Genomic DNA, 12,921 nt, shown 5'->3' with positions numbered 1-12,921 from the left:
AAGCACAAAAAGGACTCCGTAAAAAATGCCAAAGATACCCACCCCGCTCACAGATAGAGAGATCAGGACGCTAAAGCCAAAGGATAAAATTTATAAAAAAAGCGACGGCAGAGGTTTATATATTTTCGTAGATCCTAGCGGTCGTAAATATTTTGCTCTCGAATACAAAAGCCCGGCCGATAATAAAATCAAAAGGCTAAATTTGGGCGATTTTCCCGAGTTTAGTTTGGCAATGGCGCGCGAGGAGAGGTTTAAGCTGGAGCAAAAGGTAAGAGACGGCATCGACGTCAAACGCGAGAGCGAGATAAACGAGCAGGCTAATTTTAAAAAACTCGCGCAAAGATGGCTCGAAATAAAAGCCGCTAGCGTAGAGCCAAATACCCTATATAGAGATAAAAGGCTGCTTGAGATGTATGCCTATCCGTTTTTTGAAAATAGAAGCATTACGGACATCACCGTAACCGACGTCATCGAAATTTTAAAAAAGATAGAGGCTAAAGGCAGCCTTGAGATGATGAAGCGGCTCTATTCACTTTTAAATCAAATTTGGCAATCAGCCTACTATATCGCGCCGCATAACGTGATCGCGAGCATTAACTACCGCTTCACGTTCAAAAAAGTCAAAGAGAAAAATTACGCGACGCTTACCAAAAACGCCGATATTAAGGCTCTTTGGCAAAGTATAGACGAATACAGCGGCGACGTTCGCACCAAATACGCCCTTAAATTTGCAGTCCTCACAGCGCTACGCCCTTTTAACGTTAGAAGCGCAAAATGGGAGTATATCGACTTTGACGAGGGCGTCATAAGCATCCCCGCGGGCGATATGAAAATGCGAGAGGCTTTTACCCTGCCCCTATCGCGTCAAGCCCTGGAGCTGCTAAAAGAATACAAAGGCTACAATCTAGATCAAATTTATCTTTTCGGCTCGCTTTACGGCTCAGCCCGGTATATGAGCGAAAACACCCTAAACGTCGCGCTTCGCCGTATGGGATTTAGCAAAGACGAGATCGTGTCGCACGGCTTTCGCGCCATGTTTAGCACCGTTTGCAATGAAAACATCGACGCTCACGGGCTAAATTTCGACATCATAGAAAAATGCCTCGCGCACAAAGGCACGGACAAGATCCGCGCCGCCTACAATCGCGCCCAAAATTTAGCCCAAATGCGCGCTTTGATGCAGTGGTGGGCGGACTATTTAGACGCGCTTTAATCTTTTCTCGCGATTAGCTTTTCTTTGACGCCGATTATTGCCTGGGTTAGCTTGTAGTGCATATTCGTCATATCGTCTTTTAGGCTCTCAAGCTCTTTAAACGCAGGGTTATATGTATGGTCGTCAAAAAGGACTATACGAGTAGCGAGCTCGTTTATCTTTTTGTCTCTACTTTCTAGCTTATGCGTAAGCTCGGCTATAAACGCGTCTTTGTGTGATAGTTGGGATTTGTAGCTGCTTATCTCTCGCGCGACGCGTTTGGCTTCGAGCTTGGCGGCGGCTTCGAGCGAGATCACCTTATCCGCCAGCGTGAGATTTCGCGCCCTTGCCTCTTTTGCGCTCTCAAGCTCGCCTAGTATCGTTTTTTCTAGCTCCATCTCAGCCCAAAGCCTGAAGTTTTTCGCTTCTTTTGAGCGGATAAACATGCCCAGTTTGATAATGCCGCGGAGAGTCCATTTGATGATGGGGCGATTGCGGTCGTTTTTAGCCACGATAAAGTGAATACCCTCGACGATTTCATCGGTGTGTAGTCGCTTGTGTTCTTTGATATTATTCACGGTTGTATCGTAACGCTTAGCGACGTATTCAGTAGTAAAGGTTTGGAAATTTAGAATTTCAACTTGCGCTGGCTCTACTTGGAATAAACTTTGCAATTTTTCGCCCCTTATGTGGATATTGTTTAAATATTTGGCGAAATTATATCAACATTGTTTAGATTTGTCAAGTAGCTTTGTAGATATTATCCACAAAATAGTTTTAAAAATGTGGATAATTTTAATAGCTGGAAATCCCAACCATTAAAATTTTTTAATGGTAAGAATTTCTTACTACTAAGCGACGGGAATACCGTATCTCTTAATAGCCAGAAATTCTGTCTATTAATCAATCATCGTTTTTATCGCGGTTCTTAACGCTTTGTAGTTCTCAAGTTTCTTTTTCAAATTTTCATTTTCAAGCACCAAATTTATAGCGGCTTCGGTTTGCGTGCTGATTTGCCCCTTTGCGCTTAGTGTTCGCAAGCTATCCGCGCTCATTCCTATCCTCTCCGCCAGCTCTCGCTGCGTGATGCCCAGCTCGGCGCACACCCGTTTAACTATATTTTGCTCTTTGTAATTTGGATCAAAATGCCACTCAATCACGTATAAATCGTTTTGCTTTTTATCCTTAAATTCTATATGGTTACCGCCTTCATAAAAAAAGGTATCGTATCCGACTATCTCTTTGATTTTGGCGTTTATTTCCTTTATGAGTTCTTTTGTATTGTCTCGTCTTATCGGCGTGACCGGATTTATCTCGTGTTTAAGTTGCCCTAGGATTAAAATTTTAGATCCGTCCGTAGGATCATTGCCTTTATTAATCGCGCTAGGATTTTCTATCATAAGATCAGGGCTGTGCCTGTTGTCTTCAAGCCAATCAAATACGCTATCCTCATCGTCCTCGTTGCGCAGGTTTTCGATACAGTATTTTTTAAACCTCTGATAAAACGGCAATATCGCCTCTAAATTAGTAGGATGTAGCCATTTATTATTTTCTTTTGCGTATTTTTTACATATTTTTATAAAATTTTCACTTGTCATTTTTTCCCTTTTCATCGTCGCAAATAAAGCTCACTTGTAACCCCTTAGTGTCTTTTAGCCTAAAAAACACATCATCAAGCGCGCTTAATACGTCACTATCACCCCTAAAAAACGCAAAATCGCAGTTAGGGCATCTGGTTATCGTCCTCTTTCTGTTTTCAAAGTCGAATATAACCCTAGTTCCGCAATTATCACACTTAAATTCAAGTTCTTTAATCTCTTTTATGTTCTTTTTCATCGCTTATCCTTTTCATCGTCGCAGATCAAATTTACGCGCATTTCTTGCATTGAAAAAATCTCAATCCCTCTTTTTAAGGCATTAAGTCCGTCGATTAGACTTACTTGGCTTACCCAAATTTCGCCGCAATTAGGGCAAGTATAAACGAAGTTCTCAAGCGTTGAAAAATTTAAGCTAAGCGACGTATCGCATTTTTTACATACAAATTCGATGCCCTTAACCTCTTTTATATTCTTTTTCATTTTTTACCTTTATCTTATTTTACTAAATTTCGGCTAAATTTCATTAAAAATAAATCTCACGCGCTCTTTGAGAAAAATTGCTCTATTTTAGGCGCGAGCGCTACTTGCCCTTTGCTCGTGATTTTCGTCGTAAAGGTTTGTAGATTGCCTTTTGTGGTGGCTATCACGTTCATCACAAGCTCAAAGTATCCGTTATCTACGTATTTCTGATAAGGCTTATTGTCTTTTTGCAAGTAGCCGCTATCTCTCAGCCAGCTAAAAAGCCGCTTTTGCCCTACCCTGATGCGCTTGTCGTCGCATAGGGCTTTTGCGTAGTCGCCGATATTGATGCTCGTCGCGCTTGCTTCGACTGCTTTTGCGAAGGTGATATAAGGCAAATTTGCCGCCTTTTCGCGCTCTAGTTCCTGAGTTTTAGCTCTTTGAGATTTTAAATCAAGGGCTAGTTTTATGATCGTATCGGGATCGCTTAGCACCTCATCGATCTTTTTTTGAGTGAGATAGCCGCCGTGCTTGCGGATAGACGGCAAAACCTCAACATTGACCCATTTTCTAAAGCTCCTGGCGTTTGGCTTGTCGCTTCGCATTAGCACGAAATAAAGCTGCGGCTCGGTAACAAAAGTCGCGTTTTGCTCCCTGCCTAGACTATCAAAGATGGGGTAGGTTAAATCTAGGCCATCGTCAAACTCCCTTTTTATCGCATTTTTGACGTCGGTGACGTTTTGAATTTCCAAAACCCTGCAAACGTCGGCTAAGCAAAAAAGCGGATCGCCCGACTCGCCTACCGCAACCCTGATCTCAAAGTTATCGTTTTTAAAAATTTCTAGGTTCATTTTTGCCCCCCTAAACGGCTTTTAAAAACTCCGGCAAGCTCATCGCTACGCTCGGGTTATATTCGCTTTTTTCTCGGCTTACGCGCTTAATCTCACCTAGCACCAGCTCGCGCGTTTGCTCCAAACATCCCTCTATCATTTTGTAAAATTCAGCCTCTTTGCGGCGGATATTTGCTAGCACGTTTGCCTCGGCTTCGCTCGTAATGATATAGCAAGTTACTTCGCGCGTTTGGCCGTAGCGATAGACGCGGCGCAAGCTTTGAAAAAATCCCTCAAAGCTATCCGATAGCGAGGCATAGATCACGTTTGCGCAGTGCTTTTGCCAGTTCATGCCAAAGCCGGCGATCTTGGGTTTTGTTATGAGGCACTTTATTTTACCGTTTGCAAAATCGCTCATCGCGCGCGCCTTAAACTCGTCGCTATCGCTTCCTTTGATCTCCACGCTATCCGCCACTAGCTTTTTGAGCATCGCGCCCTCGTCATTTAGCTCGCACCAAATCAAAAAATTCTCGTTTGACGCATTGCAAATCTCGGCCACTTTTTCGCATCTTTGCTCCAGGCTGTCTTTTTTGGCTTGCCTGCGCTCTTGTAAGGTTTGCGCGGCGATCGCAAAAAGCGAATCCTTGCTTTGGCTTTCAACTTCGACGTGCTGCATTTTTAGCGGCGGGAGCTTAAATTTAGCGTCCTCTTCGGCGCTATACCCTAGATCGGAGGGTTTTGTAAAAAATACCGCCCACGAGCTGATAAATTTCCAAAACGGCTTAACCGCGTGGCCTTTTAGTATCCATTCGGACGTATCGCCGCCGTCATGCACAAAATACATCGAGAGCATTTCGGACAAGCTCATCACGTTTAAAAACTCCGTATGATTGCCTAGCTCCGTGTAGTCGTTAGGGCTTGGAGTGGCTGAGCATGCGAGCTTATAAGGCGTGTGTTTGTAATTTTCGATGATTAAATTTCGCGTGGCCGAAGTATAGCTTTTTAGCCTTGAGCTCTCGTCCAGGACTAGCGCGACAAACGCGTCCGGGTCAAATTTATCCAGCTTTTCATAATTGGTAATGTTTAACCCGTTTATCACGTCGTCCGCGCTTTCGCAAAATTTAACGTCATATCCTAGGATGTGCTTTATCTCCTCGATACTCTGAAAAGCGACGGCAAGAGGCGTCACGATGAGCACGGGCGCGCGCTCTTTTAGCCAAATTTGATAAGCCCACTCGCCTTGCATCGCGGTTTTGCCGCTGCCCGTCATCGCAAATATCGCAAAATGCCCCTTTTTAAGCGCGAGATAAACGAGATCTTTTTGATAATCAAACAGCGCGCCGTTTAGCTCGTCTCGCGATATTTCGATGCTTTTAAAGCTAGCTCGCTTTTGTTTCGTCTTTAAAAAGTCTTCATATTGCATAAATTTTCCTTATCTCTAGGTTGCGAGTAGCAACCTTAGTCTTTAGTATTTGGTTCTTTAGCGGCGATTTATTCGCCGCGCTAAAAGAACGTTAGATAATACAATTCTTGAAAAAGTCGGGCATTGAGCGGATTTTACCGTTATCGCTTAACGTGGCTATAACCTCAAAATGCTCATGCTCGTCCAAACATCCGATCGCTTTTATCATTGCTTCGCGCCTCGCGTTTTCTAGCTCTTGCTTTAGGACGCTTATGTCCTCGCCCGATCTCTTTGCTTTGAAAAATGCCATTTGAAGCGCGCTATATCGCCTAATCTCGGGTCTGCACGCATTTTTAACTTTACTCGCGTAGAAGTCTTGAATTTCTTTTGCCTTATCCACCGTAAGCCTTTAAAAAAGCGATCCCTGGGCGCGCTCTCGCATGGCTAGCTCGCAGTTTTTCGCCGCAACGTTAAAATAAGAGCTCTTTAGCTCGATGCCTATCCCTTTGCGGTTCATTTTTAGGGATTGATAAACCTCGCTACCGATACCCAAAAACGGAGTAAATACGACGTCGCCCTCATTGCTCCATAGCTGAAGCGCGCGTTCTATAACGTCGAGCTGGAGCGGACAAATATGCTTCTCGTCCTCGTCGTCGCGGCTACCTTTTAGGCTTAGCGTATTGCTTGGATTAATGTCCATCCAAACCGGGCTCGCGTATCTTTGCCATACTTCGATACTGCCGCGGTTTAGATTGCCTTTTTCTTCGTCAAATTTGGATGCGATCGGCGCACCGTCGCCGCAGTAGTATTTTAGCCCGCCCTCGATCGGCTCGGCGTTTATGCCCGGCTTTCTCATCGTGACGAGGTAGTCGGGTATCCCTTGGCGGCTCATTGCGCTATCTTTTACGAGCTGCTTATGAAGTAGGCCGAGCGCCTTGGTGCGTTGCTGAGCGATTACAGGGTCTTTCCAAATGCAAACTTCGGAGTGAAAAATAAAGCCCACGCTCTCAAAAAGGCGTATCAACTCGCCGCGAAAATCGCGAATTCCGATAAATCCGTCTCTAACCTTTGAAGTTGGCAAATTCATGCAATGAAAACTCATAAGTCGCCCGCTTTTTAGGATGCGAAATAGATCCTTGGCCAAAAACGCAAAATGCTCCATAAATTCGCCTTTTTCGGAGTTGCCATATCTCGATCGGAATTTGAATAAGTATAAAGGCTATCAAACGGCGGCGAGTAAATGATATAGCCTACGCTCTCATCATTTAGAGCCTTAACGACCTCGCAGCTATCGCCGTTATAAATGGCGTAATCACGCGCCACGACTTGATCTATCACGTTCATGCTTCTTTACCTCTAATCATCTCTAAAATTTCGTCTTTATCGACAAACACGCTGCGACCAGTTACGGCGTAGCGCTTAATAAGGCCTTTTTGCGCCCATTTCTTGATCGTCACTACCGCAACGCCTAGCATTTTTGCCGCCTGCGCGTAACTGATAAAATTTATTTGATTTTGATGCATTTTCACTCCTCGTTTGCCGCGCCCTCGATCGGCTTTTCGTTTTTCGCCTTGATCTGCATGGCGATTTTTATATGCTCCTCGTTCGGATACCTTTTGATTAAATTTTCTATACCCTCAATCGTGAAGTATTTACAAACCTTAAGCGCCTTTATGTGCTCATCTACGTTAAATTTTCCCACTTTTTACCCTTTAAAAAATAGTTTTGCTTAAATTTAATCGCTTGCGCATATCCATAAAATATGCGATTTGTTCATTAAATTTGCCAAGATAGACGCCAAAAGGAAACTCACCCGTGAGCTTATCCGCGATCTCATCCATCACCTCAACGCACTCCTTAAAGTTCTCGTTTTCGATAAAATCTATAAATTTACCTTTGAGCCTAAACGTAACTTCAAGGCGCTTCCAGTCCTTAAATTTTTCGTCTATTTTTTGTTTGTGGTAGTTCGTTTGCTTTTCGAATTTGTCATATAAACAAACCTTGTCCACCGCGTAAAACTTCCCGCTTTTTAGTCCGCGATTGGCGTATATGCTCGTCTTAAAGCTTATTACGTCGTCGGCGCACTCTTTTACGGACTCTTTAAATTTGCCTTTGGCTTTATGATTTATTTCGCCCCGATCTTTAAAATCCACCGCGAGATCAAAGCTGTAAGGCTTAAAGCGCCGTAAAAACTTGCCCAAAATTCGGTAAGTTTCTTTAAAAATATCCCTGCTAGGCTGAAATAGCCCCGCAAAGACAACGCAAACGTAATAGCCAAAAGGCTTTTTACGCTTCTTGCAAAGATCGTTTAACTCGCTAGAGTTTTCGACCACCAGCATCGTATTACTTAAGCTTTTCGTGCCGCGCTTAAAGCTGACGTAGCGGATTTTAAAGGGGTGCTTTTCGTCCGCATCAAAAAGCGGCTTATTTGCGCCCTTAAATTTATACTCCGCATAATCCTTGACCGTTTTATTTCGGCTTATTAGCCGCAACTTTCCCAAAAGTTCAAGCTTTTTTAAAAAGCCGTTCAGCGTGGCCTTTGGCATCACAAAACGGATGCTATCTATCCCACAATCGACAATGTCCTCTTCGCTAAATTTAGGCGTTTTGGGCTTCATCTACTGCACCGCGAGCCAGTTATCCATTTTTTGTTTGATTTCAGTGATTAGGTCGTCCGCCTGCTCGGTTTCGTTTTGTTCCAAAAGCTCGGCAAGCTCGCCCAGATCCTCTTCGATCTCCTCGAAAAATGAGGCGATTAGCTCTTTGATCTCGTCTTTGGCGTTTTTTAACGCATCGCTTAAATTTTTACTCATTACCCGCCTCTTTTTTTGCGACCTCGATGGACATCTTAAGCCCGTGCGAGATTTGGACGTCCGACAAGTCGTCCGTGTTTAGCTCGCGCTCTAGGTTTTCGAGAGTTTCGAGGTAGCTTTTTTTGTCCTCTTTGAGCTCTTTTATCTGCTCGTCTATTCTCTCGATCCCCGCCTTGACTTCAAAAAATCTCTTTAAATTTTGAATTAGCATGTTTTTTCCTTTATATCCACGATCGTGCCGCCTAGCCTGCACGCGATAAACCCGTCCGCATTTACGTAGTAGTGCGACCCGCTAAAGATCGCGCCGCTCGCTCCTTTAAATTTCCTATCTTTTGCCCGGCACGGCTCAAACGAGCGATGCGAGAGAATTTGTCTTAAAATTTGGATTATTCGCACTTTTTGCCTCCGCTTTGCCTAGCTTTGCGCCGCGTTTAACCCCGCGGATCTCGCCCTTTGGAGTTAGTTTTGTTTCAAACCCCGCCATCGCCATTTTTGCTTGAAATATCGCAAAATCAACCGCTTTTTTATTTAGCATTTTTTAACTCGCTTTCTTGTTTTTGTTCAAAAAGACATATCCCGCGCACGTGCCGTCGCCCACTCGGACGTTTTTAGCCGCGCGCCACTCGATCCCGTCGCTCTCTAGTATCTTTGCGTTTGCCTTACTCACGTATCCGCACCGAAGCCCCATGATCGAGCTTATCCCGCGCATTTCGCAATAATCCTTTAGCGTCCATCTTGTTTTTTCGTAAATTAATTGTGCTAGAGTTTTCATTAACTCGCCTCCTTTAAAATTTCAAATCAAAAAGCCGTATTTGAGCTCAAATTTCTGCATTGCGTCATTAAAATCCTCGCAACCATTCAAAAACTCCTCGCCCAAATCGCTGTTTATTAGCTTGATTAACTTTTGGTATATCGTCTTGCGTCGTAAGCACTCGTCGGCCATCTCTTTATTGACTGCGGCGTTTAAATACGCCTCTAGTAAAAACTCATCTTTTTTCATCTTTTATCCTTTCCAAGTTTCACTCTTTAAGCCCCTTTTTGGGTAAAATTTGAGTGCAAAATCAACAACCCAAAAGGAGCCAAAACAATGAAACAATCCAAACGTCCGCTTATAGACTTTGACGACCATCTACAAAACGCCGCGGACGACGTAAACCGCCATATCGCCAACTCCGACGCCTACTTGAGGGCTTTATGCGCAATCAAGCTTTACGAGATAGGCCGCTACGACGAAGACAAGCTACACTCAACCTTAAACGAGATTTTCGATAACCGCGCTAGCCTCTTACGACAAAACGCCAAAGATAGGCAAAACCGAGCGATAGCGTCGCTAGATAAACGACAGATAGCAATGTGGCTATTAGATAAAGCCGCCGCATTCGTCGTTTTTCTGTGCTCGCTTTTGGCTGCTCGCTATCTGGTCTGAAGTAGTAGCCGGTTATCTCGTCGCTCAGCCTCTTTTTCGTCATCTCTTATCCTTTGCAGGGCAGCTTAGGCCGCCCTTTTTTGTAAAAAATGCTCTAAAAAGATTTGAAAATCTTTAGACTTTTTAAAATAGTGGCGCACCTGGTCAAAGCCGATCTTGTCCTCATCGACGTAGAAGTGGCTGACGTCTTGCTGTCCGCAGCTCACGTGAGCGCCCCACTCGTCCACTCTGACGCCTTTGCTGTATTTGCTAAGAAGCTTAACCGCGTTTTGAAGTTTCCTTTTTTGTCCTTTTTGGTATAATTGCTTAATTTATTTCTGAATTATATGACATTTTTTGTCATATGTCAATTAAATTTAGCTTAAATACGTCAATAAAAGGCATATTATGAAAGAAAATGTCATAAATTTAAAAGAAGTTAGGGATAAAATAGGCTTAACGCAAAAAGAAACGGCAGACAAACTCGGCATATCACTCAGGACTTATCAACGATACGAACTTGACGGAGACGGGATTGACTATAAGAAATTACTAGAAATTTCAAAAAAACTAGGGGTGAGTATGGACAAATTAACGGGAGCGGTAGCCGTCGGACAAAATAACATAGCCGTAAGCGGCCACAATAATACTATAGGCAACAGGCAAAAATACTCCCCCAAAGTAGATGAATTTTTAGAGCTTTATAAAAAATACGGCAATGAGGACTTGGATTTTTTACTTGACCCGATTATAGAAAAGCTAAAAAGTATTAAAGAGATTTCAAAAAGGCAAGTAACATGAGACGCAAGCCGTCATCGCTAAGAAATTTAAAAAGCTCCGCAACCGATATAGTTTGCCGTATGTGCGTAGTAGCCAAAGTCAAAGGAAAAAACGGGCTAGCGCAAAAACTAAAAATCAAGACGACTACGATAGAAAACTGGATAAACTCAAATAAAGTCCCGCGCAAGTGGATGTATTACGTGGCCGACACCTTTGATAGCAGTTTTGACTTTATAGAGCTTGGATTTTTCTTTGAGCCGGGCGAAGTATTAAAAGATGCCCAGCTTATGGAGTGGGAAAAAGAGTATAAATACTCTTATATAAAAAAGCCTATAAAAGTAGTTTATATCGCAGTGCCGTTTATTAGTCAGGACGGTCATATTTTTGAAGAGGACGTGTTAGACGATAGCGATACGGCGGTAGCCGTCGGACAAAATAACATAGCCGTAAGCGGCAATAACAATCAAATAGGCAGTTTTGAAAACAATAGGCTAAATACGCCTGAATTTCAAGAGTTTAAAGAACTTTTTAAAAAATACGGAAACCAAAACTTATTAAACGGCTTTATCAAAAGGCTAAAAGAGATAAAAGGACTATCGGAAAATGTATAATCTCCAACTCACGCCGCGCGGTATGCTTAAAATCGTTTCGGTTAATCCAAATTTTCAAAGCTACGAGATCGATCTAAACGAAACCCAGGAGCATTTTAAAATCGTGGGTAAAGTGGTAAAGAGTATAGTTTAAATTTTAAGGGACTTTTATGAGCACAAGCGATAGTTATATTTATATAGAAAAGATTGAGATAAAAAAATTTAGAGCCTTTAGCGAAGAGGGGAAAACCTATGAGATAGAGTTAGGCAGGCATATCACTTGCATATCCGGGCACAACGGAATAGGCAAATCTACTATCTTGGCCATGCTAAGCAATTGCGGAGAAGTTAAAAAACAAGACGGAGTATTGCTTAATGGCGATAAATTCGCGGGCGAGTATAGCTCAATCGTGAAATTCGATAAAGATTACGACAAGCCCGGCGATAAATGTAGTATATATTTTCACGCTCCCGATAATGTGAAAGATTCATCGGGCTTTAAATATCCAAAAGTGATTGATTTTAGAGCGGCTATCCAAAACGGAGAAAGATATAGATTATTACCAAAAAAGACGCACGAACGCCCAACCGAAAGCAAAATAGAATGGCCGACGTATTATTTAGGGCTTTCCAGACTGTATCCAATCGGCGAATCCGAAAACGTAGACGTAATCGGGCTAAGAGCAGATGTTGAAATAAAAAATGAAATGTTTAAAGCATATTCTAGTATTTTAAATACAAATATCGATAGCATAGACTCGAGTTTCGTAAGTCCATCCGACGCCAAGAAGAAAAAGGGAGTAGGAATAAAAACGGATAAATACGGAATATTATCAAACTCGTCTGGACAAGATAATCTTGGGCAAATTTTGATGGCAGTATTTTCTTTTCAAAATCTAAAAAATACCTTAGAAAAAAAAGACAATTACTGGTATGACGGCGGCATCTTGCTTATAGACGAGCTAGATGCGACGCTACACCCCGCTGCGCAAAATAAACTTTTTAAATTTCTTTATCAAAAGTCGAAAGAGCTACATTTACAGATAGTCTTTACGACACATAGCTTGAGTCTTTTGGAGCACATAACTAAAACTCACGATTTATGTGATAAAAATAGATCGCTAGTGCTTCAATATCTAACAAACGGCAGAGGCAAGATCGAGATAAAAACCAACCCTACCATAGACGAGATTAAACATGATTTATTGATAACATATTCCGGAATATTAGAAATTCCAAAAATAGACGTCATAACAGAGGATGACGTTGGAAGGTGGCTACTCAAAAATATTATAGAACAAAAACAATTACATCTAAGTCTTAACTACCTAGACTGCAATTTTGGATACGAGGAAATATCAAAGCTGATAGTGGGTAGCTCAATTTTTAAAAATTGCTTGGTAGTTTTTGACCCAGATATCTCAAAAGAAGAAAGAAAAAATAATGTAAAAAAAGCCATAGAAAACAATACTTTTTTTACATTAAATAGTCCGTCTAATGAAAATAAAAACAAAAGATGCTTGCTTATATTGCCAGGAGGCGAGCCGATAGAAACGATAATATGGAAATATATAAAAGATTGTCCCGAAGATCACAGGATGTATTATAATCCGCAAATGGAGAATCAAGGGGTTACGAAACGGAATTTAATCGAAAATGCTCCGGAGGGCATAGAAAAAGATTTAAAAAAACAAAAAAACTGGTTTTACGACAATAAGAGTATTTGCGACATTGTTATAAAATATTGGATTAAAGATAATAGCGATTGTATAGAAAACTTCATAAAGGACTTAAAATTTGAGTATAATAAGATAGCATCTCAAATAGGAATAAAGCCTATAGATTAAGGACT

25 protein-coding genes are annotated in these 12,921 nt (G+C 42.1%); 6 read left to right on the top strand and 19 right to left on the bottom strand.

Annotated elements, in window-relative coordinates; genetic code table 11:
* The first annotated feature begins 25 nt into the window (after positions 1-25).
* The gene (locus H7R39_RS08155) at positions 26-1,213 is read left to right on the top strand and encodes a tyrosine-type recombinase/integrase (RefSeq protein WP_185898773.1); all 1,188 of its coding nucleotides are present in this window, start codon (positions 26-28) and stop codon (positions 1,211-1,213) included.
* On the opposite strand, the gene H7R39_RS08150 is transcribed toward H7R39_RS08155, so the two are convergent.
* The 18 genes from H7R39_RS08150 to H7R39_RS08070 form a co-directional block, all read right to left on the bottom strand.
* The gene (locus H7R39_RS08150; protein WP_185898772.1) at positions 1,210-1,866 is read right to left on the bottom strand and encodes a hypothetical protein; all 657 of its coding nucleotides are present in this window, start codon (positions 1,864-1,866) and stop codon (positions 1,210-1,212) included. The two genes, H7R39_RS08155 and H7R39_RS08150, sit on opposite strands and share 4 nt — an antisense overlap.
* A gap of 225 nt (positions 1,867-2,091) precedes the next feature.
* Positions 2,092-2,790: a helix-turn-helix domain-containing protein gene (locus H7R39_RS11315; RefSeq protein ID WP_228724762.1), complete on the bottom strand. Its 699-nt coding sequence runs from the start codon at positions 2,788-2,790 to the stop codon at positions 2,092-2,094.
* Positions 2,780-3,028 carry a hypothetical protein gene (locus H7R39_RS08140; protein WP_185898771.1) on the bottom strand — a complete coding sequence of 83 codons (249 nt, stop codon included), beginning with the start codon at positions 3,026-3,028 and terminating at the stop codon, positions 2,780-2,782. The genes H7R39_RS11315 and H7R39_RS08140 overlap by 11 nt, the downstream gene beginning before the upstream one ends.
* Positions 3,025-3,270, bottom strand: coding sequence for a hypothetical protein (locus H7R39_RS08135; RefSeq protein ID WP_185898770.1), 246 nt, complete (start codon positions 3,268-3,270; stop codon positions 3,025-3,027). The genes H7R39_RS08140 and H7R39_RS08135 overlap by 4 nt, the downstream gene beginning before the upstream one ends.
* A gap of 56 nt (positions 3,271-3,326) precedes the next feature.
* Entirely contained in the window at positions 3,327-4,100 is a 774-nt protein-coding gene (locus H7R39_RS08130) for a phage antirepressor KilAC domain-containing protein (RefSeq protein WP_185898769.1), read from the bottom strand.
* 10 nt (positions 4,101-4,110) lie between these two features.
* Positions 4,111-5,502 (bottom strand): DEAD/DEAH box helicase family protein, encoded by a 1,392-nt coding sequence (locus H7R39_RS08125; RefSeq protein ID WP_185898768.1) that lies wholly within the window; start codon positions 5,500-5,502, stop codon positions 4,111-4,113.
* Between the two features lie 91 nt (positions 5,503-5,593).
* Positions 5,594-5,881: a hypothetical protein gene (locus H7R39_RS08120; protein WP_185898767.1), complete on the bottom strand. Its 288-nt coding sequence runs from the start codon at positions 5,879-5,881 to the stop codon at positions 5,594-5,596.
* Between the two features lie 9 nt (positions 5,882-5,890).
* Positions 5,891-6,643: a DNA methyltransferase gene (locus tag H7R39_RS08115; RefSeq protein ID WP_228724761.1), complete on the bottom strand. Its 753-nt coding sequence runs from the start codon at positions 6,641-6,643 to the stop codon at positions 5,891-5,893.
* Positions 6,598-6,825 (bottom strand): hypothetical protein, encoded by a 228-nt coding sequence (locus tag H7R39_RS11310; protein WP_228724760.1) that lies wholly within the window; start codon positions 6,823-6,825, stop codon positions 6,598-6,600. Before H7R39_RS11310 ends, H7R39_RS08115 begins: the two co-directional genes overlap by 46 nt.
* Entirely contained in the window at positions 6,822-7,004 is a 183-nt protein-coding gene (locus H7R39_RS08110) for a helix-turn-helix transcriptional regulator (RefSeq protein WP_185898766.1), read from the bottom strand. Before H7R39_RS08110 ends, H7R39_RS11310 begins: the two co-directional genes overlap by 4 nt.
* A 2-nt stretch (positions 7,005-7,006) precedes the next feature.
* Positions 7,007-7,183, bottom strand: coding sequence for a hypothetical protein (locus H7R39_RS08105; protein ID WP_185898765.1), 177 nt, complete (start codon positions 7,181-7,183; stop codon positions 7,007-7,009).
* Between the two features lie 10 nt (positions 7,184-7,193).
* Positions 7,194-8,099 carry a hypothetical protein gene (locus H7R39_RS08100; protein ID WP_185898764.1) on the bottom strand — a complete coding sequence of 302 codons (906 nt, stop codon included), beginning with the start codon at positions 8,097-8,099 and terminating at the stop codon, positions 7,194-7,196.
* Positions 8,100-8,294, bottom strand: a complete 195-nt coding sequence (locus H7R39_RS08095; RefSeq protein WP_185898763.1) for a hypothetical protein — start codon at positions 8,292-8,294, stop codon at positions 8,100-8,102.
* Positions 8,287-8,505: a hypothetical protein gene (locus tag H7R39_RS08090; RefSeq protein ID WP_185898762.1), complete on the bottom strand. Its 219-nt coding sequence runs from the start codon at positions 8,503-8,505 to the stop codon at positions 8,287-8,289. The genes H7R39_RS08095 and H7R39_RS08090 overlap by 8 nt, the downstream gene beginning before the upstream one ends.
* Positions 8,499-8,690, bottom strand: coding sequence for a hypothetical protein (locus H7R39_RS08085; protein WP_002944581.1), 192 nt, complete (start codon positions 8,688-8,690; stop codon positions 8,499-8,501). Before H7R39_RS08085 ends, H7R39_RS08090 begins: the two co-directional genes overlap by 7 nt.
* Complete coding sequence (locus H7R39_RS08080) at positions 8,641-8,829, bottom strand: hypothetical protein (protein ID WP_185898761.1); 189 nt, start codon at positions 8,827-8,829, stop codon at positions 8,641-8,643. Before H7R39_RS08080 ends, H7R39_RS08085 begins: the two co-directional genes overlap by 50 nt.
* Positions 8,830-8,832: 3 nt before the next feature.
* Positions 8,833-9,066, bottom strand: coding sequence for a hypothetical protein (locus tag H7R39_RS08075; RefSeq protein ID WP_185898760.1), 234 nt, complete (start codon positions 9,064-9,066; stop codon positions 8,833-8,835).
* Positions 9,067-9,087: 21 nt separating this feature from the next.
* On the bottom strand, positions 9,088-9,294 hold the full coding sequence (locus H7R39_RS08070; RefSeq protein ID WP_002944710.1) for a hypothetical protein: 207 nt from the start codon (positions 9,292-9,294) through the stop codon (positions 9,088-9,090).
* 87 nt (positions 9,295-9,381) lie between these two features.
* Here H7R39_RS08070 and H7R39_RS08065 point away from each other — a divergent pair, with 87 nt between their 5' ends.
* Positions 9,382-9,720 carry a hypothetical protein gene (locus tag H7R39_RS08065; RefSeq protein ID WP_185898759.1) on the top strand — a complete coding sequence of 113 codons (339 nt, stop codon included), beginning with the start codon at positions 9,382-9,384 and terminating at the stop codon, positions 9,718-9,720.
* Positions 9,721-9,785: 65 nt separating this feature from the next.
* On the opposite strand, the gene H7R39_RS08060 is transcribed toward H7R39_RS08065, so the two are convergent.
* The gene (locus H7R39_RS08060; RefSeq protein WP_185898758.1) at positions 9,786-9,947 is read right to left on the bottom strand and encodes a hypothetical protein; all 162 of its coding nucleotides are present in this window, start codon (positions 9,945-9,947) and stop codon (positions 9,786-9,788) included.
* 160 nt (positions 9,948-10,107) lie between these two features.
* Between H7R39_RS08060 and H7R39_RS08055 the strand changes: the two genes are divergently transcribed.
* From H7R39_RS08055 to H7R39_RS08040, 4 genes are read left to right on the top strand one after another with little or no spacing between them, the layout of a single operon-like run.
* Positions 10,108-10,500 (top strand): helix-turn-helix domain-containing protein, encoded by a 393-nt coding sequence (locus H7R39_RS08055; RefSeq protein ID WP_171992699.1) that lies wholly within the window; start codon positions 10,108-10,110, stop codon positions 10,498-10,500.
* Positions 10,497-11,090 (top strand): helix-turn-helix domain-containing protein, encoded by a 594-nt coding sequence (locus H7R39_RS08050; RefSeq protein ID WP_185898757.1) that lies wholly within the window; start codon positions 10,497-10,499, stop codon positions 11,088-11,090. Before H7R39_RS08055 ends, H7R39_RS08050 begins: the two co-directional genes overlap by 4 nt.
* Positions 11,083-11,223, top strand: coding sequence for a hypothetical protein (locus tag H7R39_RS08045; protein ID WP_185898756.1), 141 nt, complete (start codon positions 11,083-11,085; stop codon positions 11,221-11,223). The genes H7R39_RS08050 and H7R39_RS08045 overlap by 8 nt, the downstream gene beginning before the upstream one ends.
* Positions 11,224-11,239: 16 nt before the next feature.
* Complete coding sequence (locus H7R39_RS08040) at positions 11,240-12,916, top strand: ATP-dependent nuclease (RefSeq protein WP_185898755.1); 1,677 nt, start codon at positions 11,240-11,242, stop codon at positions 12,914-12,916.
* The last annotated feature ends 5 nt before the right edge of the window (positions 12,917-12,921 follow it).

The organism is Campylobacter massiliensis, from assembly GCF_014253065.1.
Lineage (GTDB): Bacteria > Campylobacterota > Campylobacteria > Campylobacterales > Campylobacteraceae > Campylobacter_A > Campylobacter_A massiliensis.
The sequence above is the reverse complement of the archived record's forward strand: the minus strand, read 5'-3'. Positions and strand labels throughout refer to the sequence as shown.